The following is a 23454-nucleotide window of genomic DNA, read 5'->3' as shown; positions in this document are numbered from 1 at the left end:
ACAGGCATAATAATATGGAATATTCACAATGAAACTCTCTGAACTCGCGCCACGAGAACGGCATAATTTTATATATTTCATGCTGTTCTTTTTCTTCTACTATTTCATTATGTCAGCCTACTTCCCCTTCTTCCCGGTGTGGCTGGCGGAAATAAACCATTTAACCAAAACCGAAACGGGGATCGTCTTCTCCTCCATTTCGCTATTCGCGATAATTTTCCAGCCGGTGTTTGGCCTGATTTCCGATAAGCTCGGCCTGCGCAAACATCTGCTGTGGACGATTACGATTTTATTAATCCTGTTTGCCCCGTTCTTTATTTTTGTTTTCTCTCCGCTGCTGCAGATGAATATCATCGCGGGCGCGCTGGTGGGCGGGATCTATCTGGGGATCGTCTTCTCCAGCGGCTCCGGGGCGGTAGAAGCCTATATTGAACGCGTCAGCCGCGCCAACCGTTTTGAATACGGTAAAGTGCGCGTCTCCGGCTGCGTCGGCTGGGCGCTGTGCGCCTCAATCACCGGCATTCTGTTTAGTATCGACCCCAATATCACCTTCTGGATCGCCTCCGGCTTCGCGCTGATCCTCGGCGTGCTGCTGTGGGTCTCGAAGCCGGAAAGCAGCAATAGCGCCGAGGTTATCGACGCCCTGGGCGCCAACCGTCAGGCTTTCTCCATGCGCACCGCCGCCGAGCTCCTGCGAATGCCGCGCTTCTGGGGCTTTATTATTTATGTCGTTGGCGTCGCCAGCGTCTATGACGTTTTTGACCAGCAGTTCGCCAACTTTTTTAAAGGCTTCTTCGCCAGCCCGCAGCGCGGCACCGAAGTGTTTGGCTTCGTGACCACCGGTGGAGAATTACTCAATGCGCTGATCATGTTCTGCGCGCCGGCAATTATTAACCGAATTGGCGCCAAGAATGCCCTGTTAATTGCCGGGGTAATTATGTCAGTCCGAATTTTAGGCTCGTCTTTCGCGACCTCGGCGGTGGAAGTGATTATATTAAAAATGCTGCATATGTTTGAGATCCCCTTCCTGCTGGTTGGCACCTTTAAATATATCTCGTCGGCATTTAACCCAAAACTTTCGGCGACGCTGTTCCTGATCGGCTTTAATTTATCGAAACAGCTGTCGGGCGTTGTGCTCTCGGCGTGGGTAGGACGGATGTATGATACCGTCGGCTTCCATCAGGCTTATCTGATCCTGGGCTGTATTACCCTGAGCTTTACCGTCATTTCGCTGTTTACCCTGAAAGGCAGCAAAACCCTGCTCCCGGCCGCAGCATAACGCCAGGCCGCCGGAAACCCTCCGGCGGCGCGTCGGCAATACACCGTTAAGACGCCGGGTAAGGCAGTTGCCGCTAGCCGGCGATCCGCGTTTCCCCGTCGCTATTTTCCAGCCCGTAAAGGCGCGCTTCCGCCATCGATGAAATCAGCTCAGCCAGCTCGGCGGAGTGGCTGGTTAACCAGATTTGGCTATAGCGGGACGCTTCGACAATCAGCCGGGCCAGCGCCGGGAACATCTGGCGATGCAGGCTGTTTTCCGGCTCGTTAATGGCCAGAAATGCCGGAGGGCGCGGGCTTAATAGCGCCACCGCCAGGCACAGGAAGCGCAGCGTGCCGTCGGACATTTCCGCCGCCAGTAAAGGCCGCCAGACGCCGTTACGGCGCATCTTCATCGAGAAACGCGAGTTTTCGTTTTCACAATAAAAGGTACACGCCGGGAACGCTTCGCCGAGGATCTCATGCAGCAGCTCTTCGGCGCCGATTTCCACGATCGTCTGAAAGGCGGCGGCGAGGTTATGCCCATCGCTGTCGAGCACCGGCGAGCGGTAGCCTACCGTCGGGTGTCGCAGCGGTGAGAGTCTGCCAATATTGAATTCGTGATAAAAGCGCCAGTGGCGCATGGTTTCCCTGACCCGCGAGACCTCCGGAAAACGGTGCGGCTCGCCCAGTTGGCCAAAAATCGATTCATTCTCGTAAATGGCGTCGGTAAAGGTACTCTTTTCGCCATTCACATCCACCAGGAACGCCGCCTGGTTTTTACGCTCCAGCACGCGCGATGAAGGACGTCGGGAAAATCCCGCCAGCCAGATCGACTCCTCTTTAACGATCGGATCCAGCTGAAACTGGGTAGGATAAGGCAGCTTTTCCGGAAAACCCACCTGCAGCTGGTAGTCAAACTCGTCGGTCAGACAGCCAATCTGCAGCCGCCGCGGAAAGCGGTCGGTCGGCGCGCCTGGCCCGGACCACATAATGTTTTCCAGCCCGCCCTCATCGCTGATATAGCCGGAAAACTTCCCGTCGGCGCAGGCGGTTAACAGGTGGATGGCTTTATAGATATTGGATTTACCGCAGCCGTTGGGGCCAAAGACGATATTCAGCGCACCGAGTTCCAGCTCAATATCCCTGACCGATCTGAAATTTTTTATCCGGATATGGTTAATCATAGATTCCCGAAACTGATAAAAGCGTTTGGCGCTACTGTATCGGAGGCGAAAGGAAAACAAAACAGGCGCGGACCGGACGACGGCTTGCCGCCCGGCTCCGGCTTAGCTGAAGAGTTTTTTCATGCCGCGGGTCAGCGCGACTCTTTTGAGTTTGTCCGTATCCTCATGGCTCTCGTTGAAAACGCCGAAAAAATAGCGTTCATCGTCAATGGTCTGCGATACGATTCTGTAGCTCAGCGGCTGGCCGGATTTCGCGCCGTACTGCGCAGGCGTCACGGAAATCTCCGTCGCGTTATCGGCAACGCTAACCATCAGGCCGTCGCCCTTCCCTCCAACCAGCATCACCTTAATTAACGGGTGCACCATGTCCCTCCCGGGTTGAGGTCAATGATTAATTTTCGATGGCCGCAGGCTGACAGTTGGCCGTTGCGCCGCCGTGGCCGGACTTGTCTTTAGCGGAGGCCAGCTGAGCGCCCTCTTTACCAACAACGGGCGGTAACGGCACGCCTTCTTTGTCCACCGCAGGCGACGCCTTCTGGCAGGTCGCCGTTTTCGTGGCCTCTGCGCCCCAGACAGGGGTTTGCAGACTCAGGATCGCCACGGGAGCAAGCAGCAACGTGTTCTTCAGTACTTTCTTATAGTTCATACCGGCCTTGAGTAAAAAAATTTCTTTCTTATGCTGAGCTAAGCGCTGATTATTAGGAGTAAAAGCTGACAAATGATGAAGGAAAAAAGAGGAATTGTGAACATCAATAGTTCTTATTTATGAATTGCCGCCTTTCCTGCCCCCGCGCCCGACGGATCTTATATCCAGGAATTACCTTAATCAATTGAAATGACGGCAATCCCCCCATTCTGGCGACGTTTCTTTTCGCCAGAGTGTAGCGCTTTTGTGGCAGAAACAGCGACCTGGTTTATATCCCGGACGTTGTGGAAAATTCCTGGAGTGAGGCTCACCGACGGCTGAGCATTTGTACTTCGCTTGTTAGCCACTAGACTTAAATAAGTCAAACGAAAGGAGACTCCCATGTCATCACAAGAGTATGAAAACGACGCGCAGAATCTGGCGGACAAAGTGAGCAACAAAGTCAATGAATTCGCCGGGGAAGCCCAGCAGCAATTTGGTGATGCGGTTGATTCGCCTAAACATCAGCTAAAAGGCGCGGCCCGTAAGTATGCCGCTCAGGCGTCGGATGCCGTCTCAGAGGTCTCCGAGCGCGTAAGGGAAAATCCGCTGACCGGGCTGCTGGCGGCCGGCGCTATCGGGCTGGTGATTGGTTTACTGGCGGGACGGAAATAACCCATTATAAGGCCCTTCGGGCCTTAATTTTTTGCCTCCGGCGCGCTTATGCTAACGCTGACTCAAATCGCCACGACTTCAGCTACGTCAAACTGAAAAACGTAAGGGTCGGACAACAGGTGGAATTCCTCATCATCCGCATAGGTCACTGCGACATGATACGCTTCACCGGCAAAGGCGATGACCGCATCCAGATTGTGCCAGTACGTTGCCAGGAAGAAGTGTTCCCACTCCCCCTGCGTTTCCCGTCTGACAAATGCCCCCGCGTTGCCGCTGATGCCCTGGGAATGCTGTACGCCTGTCGCCTGCAAATGAACCGCAAACGCATCGCCAAACTCAACGGGAACACAACCATGCCAGGTTCTGACAATCATCTTTACACCTCATAAAAAATCAATAAATATGCATTTATAGCAAATAAATGGCGATAATAGTGATTTTTTATGCAATTTCTTTGTGCGAATCATACCGCCTGGTACATCCCGGACATTTGCAGGTATAATCTCACTCATTATTCAGCGGATTCAGACACGAAGATGACAAAACTCACCTTACAAGAACAAATGCTTAAAGCCGGGTTAGTGACCAGCAAAAAAATGGCCAAAGTTCAGAGAACGGCGAAAAAGTCCCGCGTTCAGGCTCGCGAAGCCAGAGAAGCAGTGGAAGAGAATAAAAAAGCGCAGCTTGAGCGAGATAAGCAGCTTAGCGAGCAGCAAAAGCAGGCGGCGCTCTCGAAAGAGTATAAAGCGCAGGTTAAGCAGCTTATTGAAATGAATAAAATCGATATTTCAAAAGGCAATATTGATTTTAACTTCACGGATAACAACTTCATTAAAAAAATCGCCGTGGATAAACTCACCCAGGCACAGCTGATTAGCGGCCGTCTCGCCATTGCGCGTCTGGCCGGCGATAACGACGGCGAGAGCAAATACGCGATTATCCCGGCGAGCGTCGCCGATAAAATTGCCCAGCGCGACGCCAGCAGCATTGTCTTAAACAGCGCGCTAAGTGCGGAAGAGCAGGACGAAGACGATCCGTATGCTGATTTTAAAGTTCCCGATGATTTAATGTGGTAAGCAATGCGGGCCTGCGCAGACCGGCGATTCAGGCCTGGTCTGCGCAGGCGTTGTGCTTTACACTGCGCGCGGCAAAAATTGAGTAGATAAACGATTAACCAGGCGGTAACGGCGATGAACGGAACGATCACAACGTGGTTTAAAGATAAAGGTTTTGGATTTATCAAAGATGAAAACGGCGATAATCGCTATTTTCATGTGATTAAGGTTGCCAACCCTGAACTCATTAAAAAAGATGCAGCAGTCACTTTCGAACCCACCACCAATAACAAGGGTTTGTCAGCCTATGCGGTAAAAGTCCTGCCGGAAAGCAAATATATCTATATTGCAGGCGAGCGGATTAAGCTTACATCGATCAAATCTTTCCTGGTGTACAGCGAGGAAGAGCCCGCCGATGCCCGCATCGACAAAGAGAATGCGGTCCTTTCCGTAGGCCTGTTGATGGGAAACATCAGGCCAAAATCCACCGCTAAGCCTGGCGAAATGCGCTCGGTGAAAAAGCTGGCCATTACCACCTTCCAGGGAACCACCCTCATCTTTTCGGAAGATGAGATAGACATTGAGGCCACGGTAAAACTGCTTAAGGTGTGAAAGCGTACGGCTTAACAAACCGGGCTCTGCGCCCGGTTTGGGAGTGATGACAAATCTGTTTAAACATCTTCCCCGGATCTTCACCGGGTGGCGATTGACGCCTTACCCGGCCTGCCAATACCAGAGTCACAACCTGCCGCGCAATTTCTTCGGACTCGTGCAAGCGAAGCGCCGTTAGGTAATTCCCGCCGTTCTGTTCTTTATCCGCAATGGGACGCCGGGCTCTTCGTCCTTTATTAACCAGATAATTTTTCTCCTCCCTCAGCCAATATCCGCCTGCCTCTCGGTTTATTCCAGTCGCGCGCGCGTTATGCCCGTAAAAACATGACGCAAAATACGCTAATCCGCATTAGCTGTTAAAAAAGTTATTATTACCCTAAATAATTCGAGTTGCAGGACAAGGTACTCGTGCCTTGAACAGCGCTTACGCTGGCCCCGAAGGGGTGAGGCCGCAGGCAGACATCATATTGAGCCCTGCTGATACCCTATTTTCATTTGTCTTGCGCACGGTGATGAGTGAGGTAAGTCCTAAAATGTTCCCGGCGGTAAACGCTTTGTTGGTTTTGCCCACAGCGCGAGGCTAAAATTTTGCCGCTATGGTACTGCCTCCATAGCACATTGCTCACCTGCAGCTCTTGCATACGGTTTGCAGGTGAGCAGCCTTATCCGCAGTAAAATTTACTTATTCACATTTTATCCGCTGATTTCTTGATATATCGGCGATCCGTTCCATAATGAAGTCTACGCACATCGCGCCCTTCTTTAGGGGATACGCCAGTAGCAGCGCTTTTGGACATGACCGCTTCTGCAGCTAGCCCCCATCCGGCTTGATCATCGACATCTCTCAGAACAGAGTTTTTGGATGTTATTCAATAGCTTTTTCCTGTGAAGTCAGAAACGCGTTTTCTCAAAAAAATCTTGAAATGAGGATTTAAGCCCATGAAATATGTATAGTTATCTTGATATAGAAAAAATCAAAGCCAATCTTGAGTGGATTGTTAATCAATCTTCAGCAAACTCTGAGATGCCCTCCGTTTCCGATCGCAAAACAATCTACAGCCTTCTGGAGCTCATACAGACCTATGACGGACTGCTGGAGTTAATTGCCCAATACGGAATTACCGTAGTCGATAAGGAAATCATCGAAGGCTTGTCCCTTACAGAAAGGTTTATCGCTAAGGTCAAATCGAATGCGAATGCATTTTAGCCATGCCCTGGCACCGCGGTTTTCCAGCATCAGCTCACTCTTAACAGCGCGCTCGCGCCACTGGCGATAAAGCGCAGTTAAATCAAAACCCGTGCCGCGAGACAAAATGGCCTCGCGGAAGCGCTGGCCCTGTTCGAGGGTTAAACCGCCCTGCTCAACGCGTCCCGGATAGCTACGCGGTGGAAGTATCAAATCAACGGCATGCATGCCGTTAAATGACGAATAGCGTCTTGCCCTATGATTCAATGGACGCCGCTAAAGATTAGCTTTGGATGCTATATTCATAATGATTTTCTGAATGATTGCCATTAATTAATAAAAACTGTGAATGCAAATTAATAGTGGCATAACAAATCTTGGCATTTAGTGCGATTAAAAATGCTGAAAAACAAACAAATCACCTACACAAAGTACTGATTTAGCTGCGAATTTTTATTAAAAAGTAAATCTGTTCTTTCTTTAAACCTATTGCCATTATATTAAATAAGAAATATCCTAATCTCATCAGGCGTTACTTAAATAAAACATCATACGGCGGTCGAAATTTTTCCTCCGTCTTTTTAAAAATAAGAAAATCATGCTAAAAATCGCCATCATTACCAAAAACATTTATTTAGAAAAGGCCATAGAGGAACTTACCCAAGAAATTTCCAGCACCAAAGGCATAAGCGACCTTTGTTTCCAAAGAAACAACATACAAGATCACCTCACAAAACCAGACATAATTTTTACTGAGATGGAAGTTGGCGAGTATTTATTATGTCAGGAAATGAAAAAATACAAATCAGAGTGTCCAGCGGTGGTAATTTTCACCAAAAAAGAAATAACGTTTAATCCTTGCCTGCTGCCTTTATGCGTTCAAAATGCTGTCATTTTATTTCATAAAAACAGCCTTGAAACAATCAAAAAAAACCTGTCTATTCTCTTTGATGAATTTATCGCGGGCGATAAGAAACGTATAACGATAGAGAAGAATCGCTGTTTAAAATGCCCGCATCAGTCATTGAGTCGTTCGCAACTAAAAATCATTAATGCCATAAATCTTGGCCTTAACAATAATGAAACAGCAAAAAACCTGGGCATCGATCACAGAACCGTATACTCCCATAAATTGCGAATAATGAAGAAATTCCAGTTAGAAAACAATCAGGAGCTTATCAGATTCTCTTCCATCGTTATGAGAAGGACATCTCTCTATTTTAATTGAATTTCATACGCTTGCTTTTAAAACTCAACTTTTGCTTTTTTCTGTCTTTAAAATACGAAAATCCAGAAATCAGTGAAACCAGCAATAAAAAAACCGCGAATACCAGAAGCAATATATTAGCCATACTTAATCCGTTCAATAAAAGATATGCAAGAGATAAGACAGATGATAGAGTGAAGAACATTCACAGAGCAAGTTCGCTTATTAAATTTAAGAAATCCATGCAACAATGTAAGTAAACTCCTAATATTGCAAGGAAGCTATATTTAATATATTAATATTATTTTTCACTAAAAAACACTTCATGCCGGGCTTCATGTTTTTAAGCAAAAGTGGCCAGCGCGTCGATGCACGGGATTACCATAACAGGACAAACCATTCCGAGGGCGCTAAATTGGGCGGAGACGTTTTGCAGAGATTTTGGGGAAGCAAAAATTGGATAAAAAACCGGGCGCTGCGCCTGGTCTTCTTCTACTCGTCAAAACGCTCGGCTAGCTCAGCCCGCGGTTTTCCAGCATCGGCTCAATCTGCGGATCGTGTCCGCGCCACTGGCGATAAAGTTCTGCTAAATCAGTACTATTGCCGCGAGACAAAATCGCTTCGCGGAAGCGCTGGCCGTTTTCACGGCTTAAACCACCCTGCTCAACAAACCACTGGTAGCCGTCATCCGCCAGCATTTGGGTCCACAGGTAAGCGTAATAGCCCGCGGCGTATCCGCCGCCGAAAATATGCGAAAAGTAGCTGCTGCGATAGCGCGGCGGCACGGCGGCCAGATCCATATTCTCCGCACGCAGGGACGCGGCTTCAAACGCATCGACATCGTCCGGGAGTTTATCCTCCCTCACGCTATGCCAGTGCATATCCAGCAGCGCCGCTGCGAGCAGTTCGCTCATGTCGTAGCCTTTATTAAACTTCGCCGCGCGGAACATGCTGTCGCGCAGCGCGGCCGGCATGATTTCCCCGGTTTGATGATGCCGCGCATAGTGGGCAAATACCTGCGGCTCGCTGGCCCAGTGTTCATAAATCTGTGAAGGAAACTCAACAAAATCGCGCGGCGTATTGGTTCCCGACAGGCTGGCATACTTCTGGCTGGCAAACAGGCCGTGCAGGGTATGCCCAAATTCGTGAAATAAGGTGATGACCTCATCCCAGGAAAGCAGCGCGCTATGTCCGGCTTTGGGTTTCTGGTAGTTACAGACGTTATAAATTACCGGATGCTGAGCACGCAGGGTGGATTGTTCAACAAATACGCCCATCCACGCCCCGCCGCTTTTGCTGTCCCGAGAGAAGTAGTCGCCGTAGAACAGCGCAATTCCCTCTCCGTTAGCGTCGATAATTTCCCATACCTGCACGTCCGGATGATAAACCGGAATATCGAATCGCTCGACAAAGCGAATACCGAACAGCTGTGTCGCCGTCCAGAACACGCCGTCGCGCAGGACGCGGTCGAGGGCAAAATAGGGCTTGAGCTGCGCTTCATCGATGGCAAATTTCGCCCTGCGCACCTGCTCGGCGTAATAGAGCCAGTCCCACGCCGCCGCGCGGAAATCACCGCCTTCATTATCAATAACTTGCTGAATATCCGCCAGCTCCTGCTCGGCCCGCGCCTTCGCCGCTGGGGCGATTCGCCGCATAAAGGCAAACGCCTCTGCCGGATCGCCCGCCATCTGATCGGCCATTGACCAGCTGGCGAAGTCATCAGCGCCCAGCAGCTGCGCTTTGCGCGCGCCGAGCTCCGCTAGCCGCAGTACCAGCTCGCGAGTGTCATTCGCATCACCCTTCTGATTTCGCGTCCAGCCTGCTGCAAACAAATTCTCTCGCGTCTGCCGGTCCTGCAGCGAAACCAGCGCGGGCTGCTGGGTCGTATTGAGTAAAGGCAGCAGCCAGCGACCACCTAATCCCTTCTCCTGCGCGGCTTCTGCCGCTGCGCTTATCTCATCGTCGCTAAGCCCTGCGAGCTGATGAGCGTAATCCACCACCAGACCACCAGATTTTACCGCCGCCAGCAGGCGCTGCTGAAACTGGCTTTGCAGCGCTGCCGCTTCGGTATTCAGCGCGCGAAGCGCCGCTTTTTGATCGTCCGCAAGCGTGGCTCCCGCAAGGGTAAAGCGTTGCCAGGTCACCTCCAGCAGACGTCGGGATTCGGCCTCAAGGGAGAGCGACTCTCGCCGCTCCCACACCTGCTTCACGCGTTGAAAAAGGGCATCGTTGAGCCAGATATCATTCGCCAGTTCCGCCAGCTCAGAGGAAAACTGCTCATCAAGCGCCTGAATGGCCGGATTGGTCTCCGCGCCCGCCATAGCGAAGAAGACGTTGGTTACCCGAGCCAGCAGCTGGCCGCTCTGCTCCAGGGCTTCCAGCGTGTTGGCAAAATCAGCCGGCTGCGGGTTATTCGCGATAGCGGCAATCTCTGCGCGCTGGCGACGAACGCCCTCGTCGAAGGCCGGACGGTAATGACTCACGTCAATCAAATCGAAACGCGGCGCCTGATAAGGCAGCAGACTGACGCTAAAAAAAGGATTGTTCTCCGACATCTTCATCTCCTGAACACGATTATTCTGTAAGATTAGGCAACTCATTGATTGACCGCAATGATTACTCTGTTCACCGCCGCGTTCGGCGGGGAGGTCTGGTGATTTCCATTACCCGTCGCCGGGATCGCGTGCTATGGTATGAAGACACAAAAATCGTTGAGGAACAGTAAGATGATTATCCTGGTTACCGGAGCAACAGCGGGTTTTGGTGAAAGCATAACTCGCCGTTTTATCGCTAACGGTCACAAAGTGATTGCCACCGGGCGTCGCGAAGAACGCCTGAAAACGCTTAAAGATGAGCTGGGCGAGAACCTTTATACCGCCCAGCTGGACGTGCGCAACCGTGCAGCCATTGAAGAGCTGATTGCCGGACTGCCGGCAGACTGGCAGGCGATTGATGTTCTCGTCAATAATGCCGGGCTGGCGCTGGGACTGGAGCCCGCGCATAAAGCCAACATTGAAGACTGGGAAGACATGATTGACACCAATAACAAAGGGCTGGTGTATATGACCCGCGCCGTTCTGCCGGGAATGGTTGAGCGTAATCGCGGCCACGTAATCAATATCGGTTCGGTCGCCGGTGCCTGGCCTTATGCTGGCGGTAACGTCTACGGCGCGACCAAAGCGTTTGTGCGTCAGTTCAGCCTCAATCTTCGTACCGATCTTCACGGTACCGCCCTTCGCGTGACCGATATTGAGCCCGGTCTGGTCGGTGGCACCGAATTCTCTAACGTGCGCTTTAAAGGTGATGACGCTAAAGCCGAGAAAGCTTACGAAAATACCCAGGCTCTGACTCCGGAAGACGTCACCGAAGCGGTCTGGTGGGTCGCAACCCTGCCAAAACATGTCAACATTAATACCCTGGAAATCATGCCGGTCAGCCAAAGTTTTGCCGGACTGAACGTGCACCGCCAGGGCTAAGCTCTGTAACCCGGCCCGCGGGCCGGGTCTGGGCTGGAAGACAAAAAACGCGTAAAATAGCGCAAATACCTCATATAAAAGTAATCATCCATGGCCGCAGAAGCACAACTGAATCCGACACAGCCCGTTAATCAGCAAATTTATCGTATCCTGCGTCGGGATATCGTCCATTGTCTGATCCCGCCAGGCACCCCTCTTTCGGAAAAAGAAGTCTCCGTGCGCTTTGACGTTTCCCGGCAACCGGTACGCGAAGCTTTTATCAAACTGGCTGAAAATGGCTTAATTCAGATCCGTCCGCAGCGCGGCAGCTATGTGAATAAAATCTCGCTCTCGCAGGTGCGTAACGGCTGTTTTGTCCGCCAGGCCATCGAATGCGCCGTGGTGCGACGCGCCGCAGGAATGGTGAATGATGAACAGCTCTACCAGCTTGAGCAAAATCTCAATCAGCAGCGTACGGCGGTGGAGCGGCAGCAGTTAACGGATTTTTTCCAGCTGGATGACGAATTTCACCAGAAGCTCTCGCAAATCGCCGACTGCCAGCTCGCCTGGGATACCGTCGAGAATATTAAAGCCACCATTGACCGGGTGCGCTATATGAGCCTCGATCATGTGACCCCACCCGATATGATGCTGCGTCAGCACTATGATATTTTCCAGCCGCTGGTCGCCCGCAATCCGGATGCGGTTGAAAAAGCCATGCGCCTGCATCTGCAAGAAATTAGCGAGTCCGTGCTGCTTGTTCGTCAGGAAAACAGCGACTGGTTCAGCGAGGAATAAAACGAGTTGCGGCAGAACAGGTTATCTGCCGCGAGAAATTGACTTACCTGACAACCAGAACCGGTATTTTAGCGTGACGTAAAATCGACTCAGCGTTTGAACCAAGAAGATGAGTGGATATACCCGGCTTGCGGGAACCAATAACGATAACGTCAAAATCCTCATTGCCGCTCACCGCCAGAATTTCATCGCGCACGTTGCCAAAGACCACTCTGGAATGAATCCGCTCGGCGGGAATGGAGAACAGACGGGATATTGTCTTCATCTTTTTCTCCGATTCCTCACGCATATAGGCCTCAAACTTACGTATATCGGCCGCAAAACCGCGTAAAATTGAGCTGCTGCTGTTCGGCAGAACGTTGAGCAGCGTAATCTCCCCTTCATCCGCTGATGCTAAAAACTCAGCATGGCGAACCGCTTTGTCACTTAAATCCATTTCAAAAACGTCTACGGGCAGCAAAATTTTTTTGTACATAGTCCGTTCTCCTTTTTTCTGAGGAAACTTAGTAAGTTAACTCATCATGCCATATTTACTTCACCAGGAGAATGAATAATCACCCAGATAAATATTTAATTCATTAAAATAAACATCAATTATTTATACTTAACTGTTGTTAGATAAAGTTATGTATATTCAACGATCTGGATCAAAGATTGCGCCTGACGCGAAATATATTTCTGGCGGGAAAAGCGTTCAGGGATAAAGCATGAGGGCAATGCCGCCGGGACCGGCGGCACGCGGGTGAAATAAATTAGTTTGCCTGAGCCCAGGCCGCTACGGTCGCTTTTGCGCCGTGCTGCTGCAGGGATAAATAAGCGCGAACCACCGCGTTCACGAAACGGCTCTCCTGGGGCAGGCTGGCACCGAAAATAGCCTCAATACCCAGCAGCGCGCGCACGCGTTCTTCGCCGTCTGCGCTATTCTGTACGGTTTGCGCAATTACCGGCAGTAAAGGATCGGAGATTTCAATCGCCTGCCCCTGGTCATCCACCCCGCTGACATAGCGCATCCAGGCCGCGACGCCCATTGCCAACAGCGTAAAGTCGCCGCCATGCGCCAGGTGCCAGCGAATCGAATCCAGCATCCGCTGCGGCAGTTTCTGACTGCCGTCCATCGCTATCTGCCAGGTGCGGTGCTTCAGCGCCGGGTTGCTATAGCGCTCGATCAGCAGACCGGCATAGCGTGCCAGATCCACACCCTGCACGTTCAGCGTCGGCGCCTGCTCCTCCAGCATCAGCGCACGCGCGGCGCGACGGTAGTTTTCGTCCTGCATACAGTCATTAATATGCTGGTATCCCGCCAGATAGCCCAGCCAGGCAAGAAACGAGTGGCTGCCGTTCAGCATGCGCAGCTTCATCTCTTCAAAGGGCAGCACGTCCGACACCAGCTCAGCGCCGGCTTTTTCCCACTGCGGACGACCGGCGACAAAGTTGTCTTCAATGACCCACTGACGAAACGGTTCGCAGGCGACGCCGGCCGGGTCGCGAACGCCGGTGAGCTGTTCAATTTTCTCCAGCGTTTCGGCCGTCACCGCCGGTACGATGCGGTCAACCATGGTAGAAGGGAAAGTGACACTGCGCGCAATCCACTCGGCTAATTCGGCATCGACGGCGCGAGCATAGGCGCAGACGACATTACGCATGACGTGACCGTTTTCCGGCATATTGTCGCAGGACATCACGCTGAAGGCCGGCAGACCTGCCGCCTTGCGGCGTGCCAGCGCTTCTACCACCACGCCCGGCGCGGATTTCGGTTGATGAGGGTTTTGCAAATCGGCAACAATCAACGGGTGATCTAACTGCAGTTCACCGCTGGCCGGCGAGTGGCAGTAGCCTTTTTCGGTAATGGTCAATGACACAATAGCGACCTGAGGCTCGCACATTTTTGCCAGCACGCTTTCCAGACCATCGACCTGGGCATGCATCGCCTCTTTGACCACGCCAACAATGCGGGCGGTCCAGGCATCCGCCGACATTTCGGCGACGGTGTAAAGTAAATCCTGCTGTTGCAGATCGGCGATTTGCTGCTCGCCACCGATCAGGTTCACTTCGGTATAGCCCCAGTCGCTGCCGTGTTCTGTCGCCAGAATATCGGCATATACCGCCTGGTGAGCGCGATGAAATGCGCCAAAGCCCAAATGAACGATGCGTGGAATAAGACGGTTGCGATCGTAAGCTGGCAGCGTGGCGTTCGCTGTTAATAGCATATGTTCCATGGTGGCTCTCATACTTATGATTTCTGGATCCCCACGGTAAGTGGGAACCGGCTGGTGAAATAAACCATCTCATGCAATTGGTATGATATCTTTGACTTTTATCAACTACCATACAAGAAGACGGACGAGTTATACTTTCGGTATTTCTGGGAATAAAAGAGTGAAAATGCCGGGCTAATGGCCCGGCAGAGTGTTATTTACGGCGATTCATCATTCGGTGCGGAGTTTGTGTTTTTTAAATATATTGCCCGTTACCCACCGCTTTATTTTGCGGCGCGCAGTCTGCGGCGTCATTCAGCAAGCTCAGATCGCGGTCGCGCACTTCAGGCATCAGAATGGCGGAAATTAAGCCAATGATGGAGTAGCACACCAGCATCACAACAATGGGCATCCAGGAACCGGTCATATTGCAGAAAATACCGGCCAGCACCGGGCCAAAGCCTACGGCGACTAATCCCCCCGCCTCTTTTGAAATTGCCATGCGGGTAAAGCGATTACGTGAACCGAACATTTCCGCCATGGTGATGTTTTCCAGCGCAAACAGACCCAATACCGCGATATTATGAATGACGATCAGTGACGCCATGATGGTGCTCGCGCTATAGCTCTTATCCACAATAATCGACAGCATGGGGTACGCCAGAATAATGGCTGAAATATTAATGATAATATAGGGTAAGCGACGCCCCACTTTATCTGACAGCCACCCAAGAAATGGGATGGTAATAAAGCCGATAACAGAGCTAATCATTAACGCATCGGTAGGGATAGCTTTATCAAACAGTAATGTTTGTACCAGATAGCCCGCTAGGAAAGTTTGCAACAATCCTGAATTTCCCGCCTGTCCGAAGCGCAGACCCGTCGCCAGCCAGAAGGACTTACTTTTCAGCATGGCGCTAAAGGTACCTTCCTGGGTTGCTATCTCTTTCTGCAGGACGCTGTCTTCGCTCACTTTCTCAAAAACCGGGCTCTCTTTCAGATTGAGACGCAGCCAGATGGCAAAGATCATCACCACTACGCTTGCCAGGAACGGCACACGCCATCCCCACGCGACGAGCTGTTCACGGTCCAGCACGAAGAACATCACCGCCCAGATAGCAGTGGCGCTTAACGTACCGCAGTTGGTGCCCATAGCCACCAGCGAAGAGATAATTCCACGCTTACCTTTCGGCGCATATTCCGCCAGCATGGTACCCGCACCTGATATTTCAGCCCCGGCGCCCAACCCCTGAATAATACGTAAAGTCACAAGCAACACCGGCGCTAAAATACCGACCTGGGCATAGGTTGGCAGCACGCCAATAAGCGTGGTACAGATCCCCATCATGGTGATGGTAATAAACAGAACCTTCTTGCGCCCAATACTGTCGCCCATTTTACCAAAAATAAAGGCGCCGACGATCCGCGCAATATAGCCCGCGCCGTAGGTTCCCATTGCCAGAATCAGCGCCATGGCGGCGGATTGCTCCGGGAAAAAAATCTCATGGAAAACCAGCGCTGCGCCAAGGGAATAGAGTTGGAAATCCATAAACTCCAGTGCCGTGCCTAACCAACCAGATACGGCTGCACGAATGAGATCGGAAGTGGTTCTCTCATTTTTTACGGTAGTCATAATGATTATCTCTAATTGTAGAATACAGAGTCCGCACCTGTTGTTATTGGCTGAAGGTTAATAAAACCTTACAGCAACGTTTCCTGTCATTTTCAAAAAGCTCCAGTGCATCGATAACATGTTGATAAGCAAATTGATGAGTAATCAGCTCCTCCGGGTTAATTAAGCCTTGTTCCAGCCACTTTATGACCACCGGGAATTTATTGGCGTTAAGACGCGACGAGAAAATAGAGAGCTCTTTGCCGGTGATACCCTGCTGTGCAACCTGCGAAGGCTCCGTCGAGAATCCCATTAAAACAATTCTCGCCGCCGGAGAAGCCAGGGTGACCGCCTCTTGTAGAATCGAGGGATGACAGGCCGCATCGATAATCAGCGTCGGTAGTACCCCCTCCGCCTTCAGCGTATCCGCCAGAGGCACGACGCTGTTGTTAATCACCCAATCCGCGCCGTTACGCTGGGCCATCTCCAGGCGTTCATCAATGCGATCGACCACGATGACCTGCTTAACGCGATACACCCGCTTCAGCACTTGAATGGTCGTCAGGCCCATTGGCCCGGCGCCGTAGACCAGCGCGATATCCTGGTCGGTTGGCGAAACGTGCCCGGTAACGTTGGCCGCGATAGTGAAAGGCTCAATCATCACCGCATGTCTGTCCGTCACGTTGTCCGGAACCTGCCAGGCATTTTTCGCCGGCACCACCGCGTACTCGCTAAAGCCGCCATCCCGATGCACGCCGAGCACCACCAAAGAGGTGCAGACGTTTGGTTTGCCCACCGAGCAAGGATAGCAATGGCCGCAGCTGATGACCGGATCAACGCTGACCCGCTGGCCGATGGCTTTGTCGGTAACCCCTTCTCCGATGGCGTCGATAACGCCAAAAAATTCATGACCAATAACGCGCGGGTATTTGGCAAACGGATTGTGGCCGCGATAAATATGGCTATCGGAACCGCATATCCCCGCCAGCTTAATTTTTACCCGCACTTCGCCCGCGGCAGGCTGCGGGATCGGACGCTCTTCAATCACCAGTTCGTTGGGCTGGCGAATCACGATACTTTTCATTTTGACTTCCTTCTTTACCAGTTCCACAACGTGCCGTCTTCCAGACGCGCTACAGGCAAATAGGCCGGTTCATAGGGGTATTTCGCGGCCAGTTTTTCATCGAACTCAATTCCCAGCCCCGGTTTTTCACCCGGATGCATATAGCCGTTATCAAACGTCCAGCTGTGCGGGAAGACTTCCAGCATCTGTTCGGAATAGCCCATATATTCCTGGACGCCAAAATTCGGCACCCACAGGTCGAAGTGCAGCGCGGCCGCCATGCAGACCGGAGAAAGATCGGACGGCCCGTGTGAACCGGTGCGTACCTGATAAAGCGAGGCAAAATCGGCGATCCGACGCATCCCCGTAATCCCGCCTGCGTGGGTAATGGTGGTGCGGATATAGTCAATCAGCTGCTCTTCAATCAGCTGTTTACAATCCCAGATGCTGTTGAACACCTCTCCGACGGCAATCGGCGTGACGGTATGCTGACGAATTAAACGGAAACACGCCTGATTCTCCGCTGGGGTCGGATCCTCCATCCAGAACAGGCGGTAATCTTCAATACTCTTACCAAAACGCGCCGCTTCAATCGGCGTCAGGCGATGATGCATGTCGTGCAGCAGATGCTCGTTAAAGCCAAATTTTTCGCGTACGGCGGCAAACAGCTGTGGCGTAAAATCGAGATACTTCTCGGTAGACCACAGCTGCTCTTCCGGCCACTGGCCTTTGGTTGCCGGTTCGTAGGCCTGCCCTTTACCTTTCGCCATCCCGTAGGTGGTTTTCATCCCCGGCACGCCGCACTGCACGCGAATCGCTTTAAACCCCATCTCTTTGTGGCGCGCGTAGTCATCCAGCACTTCATCGATGGAGTGACCCGTAGTGTGGCAGTAGACCATCACGCCTTCGCGCGAAGCCCCGCCCAGCAGCTGGTAGAGCGGCATGCCTGCGGCTTTCGCCTTGATATCCCAGAGCGCCATATCGATAGCGGAAATCGCCGACATCGTGACCGGACCACGACGCCAGTAGGCGCCCTTGTAGAAAAACTGCCAGATATCTTCGATGCGATGCGCGTCGCGGCCAATCAGCTGCGGACAGAGATGATCCCGCAGATAGGACGCAACGGACAGCTCGCGACCGTTTAGCGTCGCGTCACCTAACCCGACGATCCCGTCATCGGTGGTGACTTTAAGGGTGACGAAGTTGCGCTCCGGACAGGTGACGAAAACTTCAGCGGCAACGATCTTCATTTCTCATTCCTTACTTCTGTGCGGTTAGTGGGTAAAAGTAAACCACCAGACCTACTACCATACAAGTATAACGATCGAAAAAGACGCGGCAGATCACAGTATCTCATCGGGGATAAAAGCGGCGTGAACAGAGAAAGCGAGCGAGAAGGCAGGAAGAGATGGGCCGGGACAGCATCACCTGGCCCGGCTCACTCGGTAAAAGAGGCTATGCGCGTCCCCAGCCGGCCACAATAATCAGCATGCCGCACAGCGCAACCAGCGCGCCGGCCCAGTCATAGTGGCTGAGTCTGACGCCATCGATAAAGCGCAGCCACAGCAGCGCAGTACACACGTACACCCCACCGTAAGCGGCATAAACCCGTCCGCTGGCCTCGGGGTGCAGCGTCAGAAGCCAGACAAAAAGCGCCAGCGCCAGGGCCGTCGGCATCAGCAGCCAGGGCGTCGCCCCGCGTTTTAACCAGAGCCAGGGTAAATAGCAGCCAATGATTTCGCACAGGGCGGTAGCAAAGAAAAGCAGCGTGGTTTTTAACATGCAAAGCGTCGTAAGTTGAACAAGCGTTAACGCATTCTACGCAATAATGGCCGTCGTTTACTCTGTTTTGTCGGGTATGCCGTCGAAAGGAGATGTAGTAAACTCAATCCAAGGGAATCGCTTAAAGGAAATCGTGATGAACACAACACTGAACAAACGCTGGTGCCTGACTGCCCTGCTGGCGCTGAGCGCGGTGGTCTTTACCGCATCGTCATTCGCCAAAACGGACAAGCTGGTCATCGAATCCGGCGACAGCGCCCAGAGCCGCCAGCAGGCCGCCATGGAAAAAGAGCAGTGGAATGACACCCGCACTTTACGCCAGAAGGTCAACAAGCGCGCCGAAAAAGAGTGGGATAAAGCCGACGTGGCTTTTGACGCCCAGGACAACTGCCAGAAGAGCGCGAACGTCAACGCGTACTGGGAGCCTAACACCCTGCGCTGCCTTGACCGCCGCACCGGTCGCACCATTACCCCGTAATGAATGGCGCCCGCACGGGCGCCACAATCACCAAAACTTCGCTATAACACACAGGTACTCCCATGACTGACGCTTATCACGTCAAACTCCGCCCGCTTGAGCGCGAAGATCTTCGCTTTGTCCACCAGCTCGACAACAACGCCAGCGTTATGCGCTACTGGTTTGAAGAGCCCTATGAAGCCTTTGTTGAGCTTTCCGACCTGTACGACAAACACATTCACGATCAGAGCGAACGCCGCTTTGTCATTGAATGCGACGGCGAAAAGGCCGGACTGGTTGAGCTGGTTGAAATCAACCACGTGCACCGCCGCGCCGAGTTTCAGATCATTATCTCTCCCGATTATCAGGGGAAAGGTCTGGCCACCCGCGCCGCTAAGCTCGCGATGGATTACGGCTTTATGGTGCTCAACCTGTATAAGCTCTACCTCATCGTCGATAAAGAAAATGAAAAAGCGATCCACATCTACCGCAAACTCGGATTTATGGTGGAAGGCGAGCTGATTCATGAATTCTTTATTAACGGCGAATACCGCAATACCATCCGCATGTGCCTGTTCCAGCACCAGTATCTGGCCGAGCATAAACCGCAGGGCCAGACGCTGCTGAAACCGACGGCTCAGTAATAGTCAATAGTGCTTTTGATGGTGTAGTGGCGGGTTAACGCAGGCTGCACGCTGTCGTCGACAACCTTAAGCTCGCAGCTTACCGGGTTGTCGTGACTGTCGTAATCGCAGGTCTGGCTTACGTTGCCCAGCGCGCGGTCATTGAAGGTGCTCACTGCGGTGTAGTCCATTTTTTTGCGCGGATCGGATGACGGCGTTGAGGCCACCGTAAATTGTTCACCTTTGGCTATGGTGGTTTTGCCCAGCGGATAGCCTTCTCTATCGTAGCGGTACGTCGCTGTACTCTCCTTGCCGCGAGCGGTGACGACAAACCCGTTATCATCGGTTTCCCAGGAGACCCCTGCCGAGGGCATTTCCGCCAGCTGACATTTGCCTTGTAAACGCAGGCGCTTTTCGTGGCTTTGCGCATCCAGGTAGTAGTTAGCGTCCAGCACCAACGCCGCACCGGTTTTATTCTCCCGATCCTCAAATGCCAGCAGGTCAAAGCACCCTTCGCTGGATAAACGCCCTTTAACCCACTTCACCACCTGATCGTGTTCGTCATACAGCGTCTGGCTAAACGCTTTCACCGGCCCGCGCAGCGGATCGAACTCAAATTCGTTAGAAAAGCTGGCCATTTCCGGGGTGAAGGCCTGCGGCGCGCCCTTTTCATCGCAGGCGCTAAGCGCCCCGACAGCCAGTAACAGCAACAACCGTTTTTTCACGCGCGATTCCTTTTGTGCATAGTTCAATCATATTAGCAAATACAATTGTTTACACCACTTCTGCTATGCTTAAATCTGGATAACGTTAATAAGGAGTTTATGATGAAACTATCACCCTGGCTATGTGCGGCTCTGCTGCTGGGTTCGACAGCTGCTTTCGCGGCGCCGGATTCCTGCGAGCGGGTAAAAAGCGATATTCAGCAGAAAATCATCAACAACGGCGTCCCGGAATCGGGCTTCAGCCTGACGATAGTCCCGAACGACCAGCCCGATCAGCCTGGCGCACAGGTTGTCGGCCACTGCGCCAACGACACCTTTAAAATCATCTATACCCGCGACAGCGGTGCGCAGTAACCTCGCCGAATGTCTGGAGAAGTCTTATCCCTCGGTTGACCAGGGATAAGATCTCTCTACTCCATTTTAAGTATCATTCCTCACTCTCCACGCCGACCTTACGAAGGCGTTGGCATTACGCCATTATAACAAAATCATGGAGTGAGCAATGTCTAACCAGGAACATACCGACGGCCTTACCCGTCGAACGCTAATCAAATCAACCGCCCTTGGTTCGCTGGCTCTCGCCGCCGGCGGTTTATCGCTGCCTTTCAGCCTGAGTCACGCCGCTGCCGCGGTGCAAGACGCCGCTCACGGCGAGGAGCGTATCGTCTGGGGCGCCTGTTCGGTCAACTGCGGCAGCCGCTGCGCCCTGCGTTCACACGTGCGTGACGATGAAGTCGTCTGGGTCGAAACCGACAATACCGGCGCGGATATTTATGGCGATCACCAGGTGCGCGCCTGCCTGCGCGACCGTTCCATTCGTCGTCGTATTAACCACCCTGACCGCCTCAACTACCCGATGAAGCGCGTCGGCAAACGCGGCGAAGGCAAGTTTGTCCGCATTAGCTGGGAGGAGGCGCTGGATACGATCGCCGACAATCTCAAACGCATCGTCAAAGAGTATGGCAACGAAGCGGTTTATATTAACTACTCCTCCGGGATTGTCGGCGGCAATATGACGCGATCGTCGCCCACCGCCTCACCGGTTATGCGCCTGATGAACTGCTACGGCGGTTCGTTAAACCAGTACGGGACCTACAGTACCGCGCAGATTTCCTGCGCCATGCCCTACACCTACGGCAGCAACGACGGCAACAGCACCTCCGATATCGAAAACAGCAAGCTGGTGGTGATGTTCGGCAATAACCCGGCGGAAACCCGCATGAGCGGCGGCGGTATCACTTATTATTTAGAACAGGCGCGCGAGCGCTCCAGTGCGCGGATGATCGTTATAGACCCGCGCTACACGGACACCGCCGCCGGGCGGGAGGATGAGTGGATCCCGATTCGCCCCGGCACCGACGCCGCGCTGGTGGCGGGCATCGCCTGGGTGCTGATTAATGAAAATCTGGTCGATCAGGCGTTCCTTGATACGTACTGCGTCGGCTACGATGAAAAAACGCTGCCGGCAGATGCCCCGAAGAACGGGCATTACAAAGCGTATATTCTCGGACAGGGCGATGACGGCGTGGCGAAAACGCCGCAATGGGCCTCGCGGATCACCGGCATTCCCGTCGACCGCATCATCAAGCTGGCCAGGGAAATTGGCAGCACCAGGCCGGCTTACATTTGCCAGGGATGGGGTCCGCAGCGCCAGGCTAACGGCGAGCTGACCTCCCGGGCGATCGCCATGCTGCCTATTTTGACCGGCAACGTCGGCATTAACGGCGGCAACAGCGGCGCCCGCGAATCCACCTATACCATCACCATTGAACGCCTGCCGGTACTGACCAACCCGGTTAAAACCGCCATCTCCTGCTTTAGCTGGACCGACGCCATCGACCGCGGCCCGGAGATGACCGCCACCCGCGACGGCGTTCGAGGGAAAGAGAAGCTGGACGTGCCGATTAAATTCATCTGGAACTACGCCGGCAATACCATCATTAACCAGCACTCCGATATCAATAAGACCCACGAGATCCTGCAGGACGAAAGCAAGTGCGAGACGATCGTGGTTATCGAAAACTTTATGACCTCCTCGGCCAAATACGCCGATATCCTGCTGCCGGACCTGATGACCGTCGAGCAGGAAGACATTATTCCCAACGACTACGCCGGCAATATGGGCTATCTCATCTTTATTCAGCCAGTTACCTCCGCTAAATTCGAGCGCAAACCTATCTACTGGATCCTCAGCGAAGTGGCAAAACGGCTTGGCGAGGATGTCCACCAGAAGTTTACCGAAGGCCGTACCCAGGAGCAGTGGCTGCAGCATTTGTACGCGAAGATGCTGGCGAAAGACCCGGCGCTCCCGAGCTACGATGAACTGAAAAAGATGGGGATTTACAAGCGTAAAGACCCCAACGGCCACTTTGTGGCCTACCGCGACTTCCGCAAAGACCCGGTCGCCAATCCGCTAAAAACACCGTCGGGTAAAATCGAGATCTACTCCAGCCGTCTGGCGGATATCGCCGCCAAATGGCAGCTGGAAAAAGACGAAACCATCAGTCCATTACCGGTATACGCGTCTACTTTCGAAGGCTGGGACGATCCTCTGCGCGAGAAATTCCCGCTGCAAATGTTCGGCTTCCACTATAAAGCGCGTACCCACTCCAGCTACGGCAACGTGGATGTCCTGCAGGCGGCCTGTCGTCAGGAGGTGTGGCTAAATCCGCTGGACGCCGAAAAGCGCGGGATTAAGAACGGCGATATGGTGCGCGTATTCAACGCCCGCGGCGAGCTGCACATTCCGGCTAAGGTGACCCCGCGCATCATGCCCGGCGTGTCGGCGATGGGCCAGGGCGCCTGGCATGACGCCAACATGAATGGCGATCGTATCGATCGCGGATCCTGTATTAATACGCTGACGACGCACCGCCCTTCGCCGCTGGCTAAAGGCAATCCGCAGCACACCAATCTGGTCGAAATCGAGAAGGTTTAAGGAGT

Annotated in this window: 25 protein-coding genes; 11 read left to right on the top strand and 14 right to left on the bottom strand. The window is 52.7% G+C overall.

Features of this window, described 5'->3' with window-relative positions:
• The first annotated feature begins 28 nt into the window (after positions 1-28).
• The gene (locus tag SIK97_RS16535) at positions 29-1279 is read left to right on the top strand and encodes an MFS transporter (RefSeq protein ID WP_057173492.1); all 1251 of its coding nucleotides are present in this window, start codon (positions 29-31) and stop codon (positions 1277-1279) included.
• A 73-nt stretch (positions 1280-1352) separates the two neighbouring features.
• On the opposite strand, the gene SIK97_RS16530 is transcribed toward SIK97_RS16535, so the two are convergent.
• The 3 genes from SIK97_RS16530 to SIK97_RS16520 all read right to left on the bottom strand — a co-directional run bounded on the left by SIK97_RS16530 (position 1353) and on the right by SIK97_RS16520 (position 3087).
• On the bottom strand, positions 1353-2441 hold the full coding sequence (locus SIK97_RS16530) for an AAA family ATPase (protein ID WP_014838607.1): 1089 nt from the start codon (positions 2439-2441) through the stop codon (positions 1353-1355).
• 102 nt (positions 2442-2543) lie between these two features.
• Positions 2544-2804, bottom strand: coding sequence for a hypothetical protein (locus SIK97_RS16525; protein WP_014229513.1), 261 nt, complete (start codon positions 2802-2804; stop codon positions 2544-2546).
• 28 nt (positions 2805-2832) lie between these two features.
• A complete protein-coding gene (locus tag SIK97_RS16520) occupies positions 2833-3087 on the bottom strand; it encodes a hypothetical protein (RefSeq protein WP_057173491.1) in 255 nt (84 codons plus the stop codon).
• Between the two features lie 381 nt (positions 3088-3468).
• On the opposite strand from SIK97_RS16520, the gene SIK97_RS16515 reads away from it, so the two are divergent.
• A complete protein-coding gene (locus SIK97_RS16515) occupies positions 3469-3741 on the top strand; it encodes a DUF883 family protein (RefSeq protein WP_004851233.1) in 273 nt (90 codons plus the stop codon).
• Between the two features lie 62 nt (positions 3742-3803).
• On the opposite strand, the gene SIK97_RS16510 is transcribed toward SIK97_RS16515, so the two are convergent.
• Complete coding sequence (locus tag SIK97_RS16510) at positions 3804-4115, bottom strand: hypothetical protein (protein WP_049080861.1); 312 nt, start codon at positions 4113-4115, stop codon at positions 3804-3806.
• Positions 4116-4277: 162 nt separating this feature from the next.
• Here SIK97_RS16510 and SIK97_RS16505 point away from each other — a divergent pair, with 162 nt between their 5' ends.
• Both SIK97_RS16505 and SIK97_RS16500 read left to right on the top strand, forming a co-directional pair.
• Positions 4278-4817, top strand: a complete 540-nt coding sequence (locus SIK97_RS16505; RefSeq protein WP_025105772.1) for a DUF2058 domain-containing protein — start codon at positions 4278-4280, stop codon at positions 4815-4817.
• A gap of 114 nt (positions 4818-4931) precedes the next feature.
• Entirely contained in the window at positions 4932-5408 is a 477-nt protein-coding gene (locus SIK97_RS16500; RefSeq protein WP_004851238.1) for a cold-shock protein, read from the top strand.
• A 1099-nt stretch (positions 5409-6507) separates the two neighbouring features.
• Here SIK97_RS16500 and SIK97_RS16490 read toward each other — a convergent pair.
• Positions 6508-6807 carry a hypothetical protein gene (locus SIK97_RS16490; RefSeq protein ID WP_134897322.1) on the bottom strand — a complete coding sequence of 100 codons (300 nt, stop codon included), beginning with the start codon at positions 6805-6807 and terminating at the stop codon, positions 6508-6510.
• A gap of 385 nt (positions 6808-7192) precedes the next feature.
• On the opposite strand from SIK97_RS16490, the gene SIK97_RS16485 reads away from it, so the two are divergent.
• A complete protein-coding gene (locus SIK97_RS16485) occupies positions 7193-7822 on the top strand; it encodes a helix-turn-helix transcriptional regulator (protein ID WP_032719188.1) in 630 nt (209 codons plus the stop codon).
• On the opposite strand, the gene SIK97_RS29725 is transcribed toward SIK97_RS16485, so the two are convergent.
• Positions 7815-7946 carry a small membrane protein gene (locus SIK97_RS29725; RefSeq protein ID WP_014229520.1) on the bottom strand — a complete coding sequence of 44 codons (132 nt, stop codon included), beginning with the start codon at positions 7944-7946 and terminating at the stop codon, positions 7815-7817. The two genes, SIK97_RS16485 and SIK97_RS29725, sit on opposite strands and share 8 nt — an antisense overlap.
• 367 nt (positions 7947-8313) lie before the next feature.
• Positions 8314-10356 (bottom strand): peptidyl-dipeptidase Dcp, encoded by a 2043-nt coding sequence (gene dcp / locus SIK97_RS16480; protein ID WP_319610946.1) that lies wholly within the window; start codon positions 10354-10356, stop codon positions 8314-8316.
• A gap of 171 nt (positions 10357-10527) precedes the next feature.
• Between dcp and ydfG the strand changes: the two genes are divergently transcribed.
• Both ydfG and SIK97_RS16470 read left to right on the top strand, forming a co-directional pair.
• Positions 10528-11277, top strand: coding sequence for a bifunctional NADP-dependent 3-hydroxy acid dehydrogenase/3-hydroxypropionate dehydrogenase YdfG (gene ydfG / locus SIK97_RS16475; protein ID WP_004851244.1), 750 nt, complete (start codon positions 10528-10530; stop codon positions 11275-11277).
• A gap of 90 nt (positions 11278-11367) precedes the next feature.
• The gene (locus tag SIK97_RS16470) at positions 11368-12054 is read left to right on the top strand and encodes a GntR family transcriptional regulator (protein WP_004851246.1); all 687 of its coding nucleotides are present in this window, start codon (positions 11368-11370) and stop codon (positions 12052-12054) included.
• 43 nt (positions 12055-12097) lie between these two features.
• Here the strand turns inward: SIK97_RS16470 and SIK97_RS16465 are convergent, their stop codons facing one another.
• From SIK97_RS16465 to SIK97_RS16440, 6 genes are all read right to left on the bottom strand, one after another.
• Positions 12098-12529, bottom strand: a complete 432-nt coding sequence (locus SIK97_RS16465) for a universal stress protein (protein WP_025105778.1) — start codon at positions 12527-12529, stop codon at positions 12098-12100.
• Positions 12530-12806: 277 nt separating this feature from the next.
• Positions 12807-14270, bottom strand: a complete 1464-nt coding sequence (locus SIK97_RS16460) for a mannitol dehydrogenase family protein (protein WP_004851251.1) — start codon at positions 14268-14270, stop codon at positions 12807-12809.
• 235 nt (positions 14271-14505) lie between these two features.
• A complete protein-coding gene (locus SIK97_RS16455; RefSeq protein WP_029946863.1) occupies positions 14506-15882 on the bottom strand; it encodes an MFS transporter in 1377 nt (458 codons plus the stop codon).
• Positions 15883-15925: 43 nt separating this feature from the next.
• Positions 15926-16945 (bottom strand): Zn-dependent oxidoreductase, encoded by a 1020-nt coding sequence (locus SIK97_RS16450; RefSeq protein WP_025105779.1) that lies wholly within the window; start codon positions 16943-16945, stop codon positions 15926-15928.
• Between the two features lie 14 nt (positions 16946-16959).
• Positions 16960-18174, bottom strand: a complete 1215-nt coding sequence (gene rspA, locus SIK97_RS16445) for a starvation-sensing protein RspA (protein ID WP_057173490.1) — start codon at positions 18172-18174, stop codon at positions 16960-16962.
• Between the two features lie 205 nt (positions 18175-18379).
• Positions 18380-18706: a YnfA family protein gene (locus SIK97_RS16440; protein WP_014229526.1), complete on the bottom strand. Its 327-nt coding sequence runs from the start codon at positions 18704-18706 to the stop codon at positions 18380-18382.
• 136 nt (positions 18707-18842) lie between these two features.
• Here SIK97_RS16440 and SIK97_RS16435 point away from each other — a divergent pair, with 136 nt between their 5' ends.
• Both SIK97_RS16435 and speG read left to right on the top strand, forming a co-directional pair.
• Positions 18843-19184, top strand: a complete 342-nt coding sequence (locus tag SIK97_RS16435; RefSeq protein ID WP_004851259.1) for a DUF1283 family protein — start codon at positions 18843-18845, stop codon at positions 19182-19184.
• A 62-nt stretch (positions 19185-19246) separates the two neighbouring features.
• Positions 19247-19807, top strand: coding sequence for a spermidine N1-acetyltransferase (gene speG / locus SIK97_RS16430; protein WP_004102449.1), 561 nt, complete (start codon positions 19247-19249; stop codon positions 19805-19807).
• Here the strand turns inward: speG and SIK97_RS16425 are convergent.
• The gene (locus SIK97_RS16425) at positions 19801-20511 is read right to left on the bottom strand and encodes a YnfC family lipoprotein (protein ID WP_014229527.1); all 711 of its coding nucleotides are present in this window, start codon (positions 20509-20511) and stop codon (positions 19801-19803) included. The genes speG and SIK97_RS16425 overlap by 7 nt on opposite strands.
• A gap of 102 nt (positions 20512-20613) precedes the next feature.
• Here SIK97_RS16425 and SIK97_RS16420 point away from each other — a divergent pair, with 102 nt between their 5' ends.
• Entirely contained in the window at positions 20614-20865 is a 252-nt protein-coding gene (locus SIK97_RS16420) for a DUF1161 domain-containing protein (protein ID WP_004119709.1), read from the top strand.
• A gap of 148 nt (positions 20866-21013) precedes the next feature.
• Positions 21014-23449 (top strand): selenate/tellurate reductase subunit YnfE, encoded by a 2436-nt coding sequence (ynfE, locus tag SIK97_RS16415; RefSeq protein ID WP_057173489.1) that lies wholly within the window; start codon positions 21014-21016, stop codon positions 23447-23449.
• Positions 23450-23454 lie beyond the last annotated feature (5 nt).

This window comes from Klebsiella sp. JN_Kp126 (assembly GCF_033843325.1).
Classification (GTDB): Bacteria; Pseudomonadota; Gammaproteobacteria; order Enterobacterales; family Enterobacteriaceae; genus Klebsiella; species Klebsiella michiganensis.
This window is presented reverse-complemented; position numbering and strand designations above follow the sequence as displayed.

What these genes read in the sequence shown, in the direction of transcription:
- SIK97_RS16455 (WP_029946863.1), bottom strand. Translation starts at nt 15,882, where the DNA reads ATGACTACCGTAAAAAATGAGAGAACCACTTCCGATCTCATTCGTGCA.
- SIK97_RS16460 (WP_004851251.1), bottom strand. Translation starts at nt 14,270, where the DNA reads ATGGAACATATGCTATTAACAGCGAACGCCACGCTGCCAGCTTACGAT.
- rspA (WP_057173490.1), bottom strand. Translation starts at nt 18,174, where the DNA reads ATGAAGATCGTTGCCGCTGAAGTTTTCGTCACCTGTCCGGAGCGCAAC.
- SIK97_RS16505 (WP_025105772.1), top strand. Translation starts at nt 4,278, where the DNA reads ATGACAAAACTCACCTTACAAGAACAAATGCTTAAAGCCGGGTTAGTG.
- SIK97_RS16470 (WP_004851246.1), top strand. Translation starts at nt 11,368, where the DNA reads ATGGCCGCAGAAGCACAACTGAATCCGACACAGCCCGTTAATCAGCAA.
- SIK97_RS16520 (WP_057173491.1), bottom strand. Translation starts at nt 3,087, where the DNA reads ATGAACTATAAGAAAGTACTGAAGAACACGTTGCTGCTTGCTCCCGTG.
- SIK97_RS16440 (WP_014229526.1), bottom strand. Translation starts at nt 18,706, where the DNA reads ATGTTAAAAACCACGCTGCTTTTCTTTGCTACCGCCCTGTGCGAAATC.
- SIK97_RS16420 (WP_004119709.1), top strand. Translation starts at nt 20,614, where the DNA reads ATGAAACTATCACCCTGGCTATGTGCGGCTCTGCTGCTGGGTTCGACA.
- SIK97_RS16500 (WP_004851238.1), top strand. Translation starts at nt 4,932, where the DNA reads ATGAACGGAACGATCACAACGTGGTTTAAAGATAAAGGTTTTGGATTT.
- SIK97_RS16535 (WP_057173492.1), top strand. Translation starts at nt 29, where the DNA reads ATGAAACTCTCTGAACTCGCGCCACGAGAACGGCATAATTTTATATAT.
- SIK97_RS16465 (WP_025105778.1), bottom strand. Translation starts at nt 12,529, where the DNA reads ATGTACAAAAAAATTTTGCTGCCCGTAGACGTTTTTGAAATGGATTTA.
- ynfE (WP_057173489.1), top strand. Translation starts at nt 21,014, where the DNA reads ATGTCTAACCAGGAACATACCGACGGCCTTACCCGTCGAACGCTAATC.
- SIK97_RS16510 (WP_049080861.1), bottom strand. Translation starts at nt 4,115, where the DNA reads ATGATTGTCAGAACCTGGCATGGTTGTGTTCCCGTTGAGTTTGGCGAT.
- ydfG (WP_004851244.1), top strand. Translation starts at nt 10,528, where the DNA reads ATGATTATCCTGGTTACCGGAGCAACAGCGGGTTTTGGTGAAAGCATA.
- SIK97_RS16485 (WP_032719188.1), top strand. Translation starts at nt 7,193, where the DNA reads ATGCTAAAAATCGCCATCATTACCAAAAACATTTATTTAGAAAAGGCC.
- dcp (WP_319610946.1), bottom strand. Translation starts at nt 10,356, where the DNA reads ATGTCGGAGAACAATCCTTTTTTTAGCGTCAGTCTGCTGCCTTATCAG.
- SIK97_RS29725 (WP_014229520.1), bottom strand. Translation starts at nt 7,946, where the DNA reads ATGGCTAATATATTGCTTCTGGTATTCGCGGTTTTTTTATTGCTGGTT.
- SIK97_RS16530 (WP_014838607.1), bottom strand. Translation starts at nt 2,441, where the DNA reads ATGATTAACCATATCCGGATAAAAAATTTCAGATCGGTCAGGGATATT.
- SIK97_RS16515 (WP_004851233.1), top strand. Translation starts at nt 3,469, where the DNA reads ATGTCATCACAAGAGTATGAAAACGACGCGCAGAATCTGGCGGACAAA.
- speG (WP_004102449.1), top strand. Translation starts at nt 19,247, where the DNA reads ATGACTGACGCTTATCACGTCAAACTCCGCCCGCTTGAGCGCGAAGAT.
- SIK97_RS16435 (WP_004851259.1), top strand. Translation starts at nt 18,843, where the DNA reads ATGAACACAACACTGAACAAACGCTGGTGCCTGACTGCCCTGCTGGCG.
- SIK97_RS16450 (WP_025105779.1), bottom strand. Translation starts at nt 16,945, where the DNA reads ATGAAAAGTATCGTGATTCGCCAGCCCAACGAACTGGTGATTGAAGAG.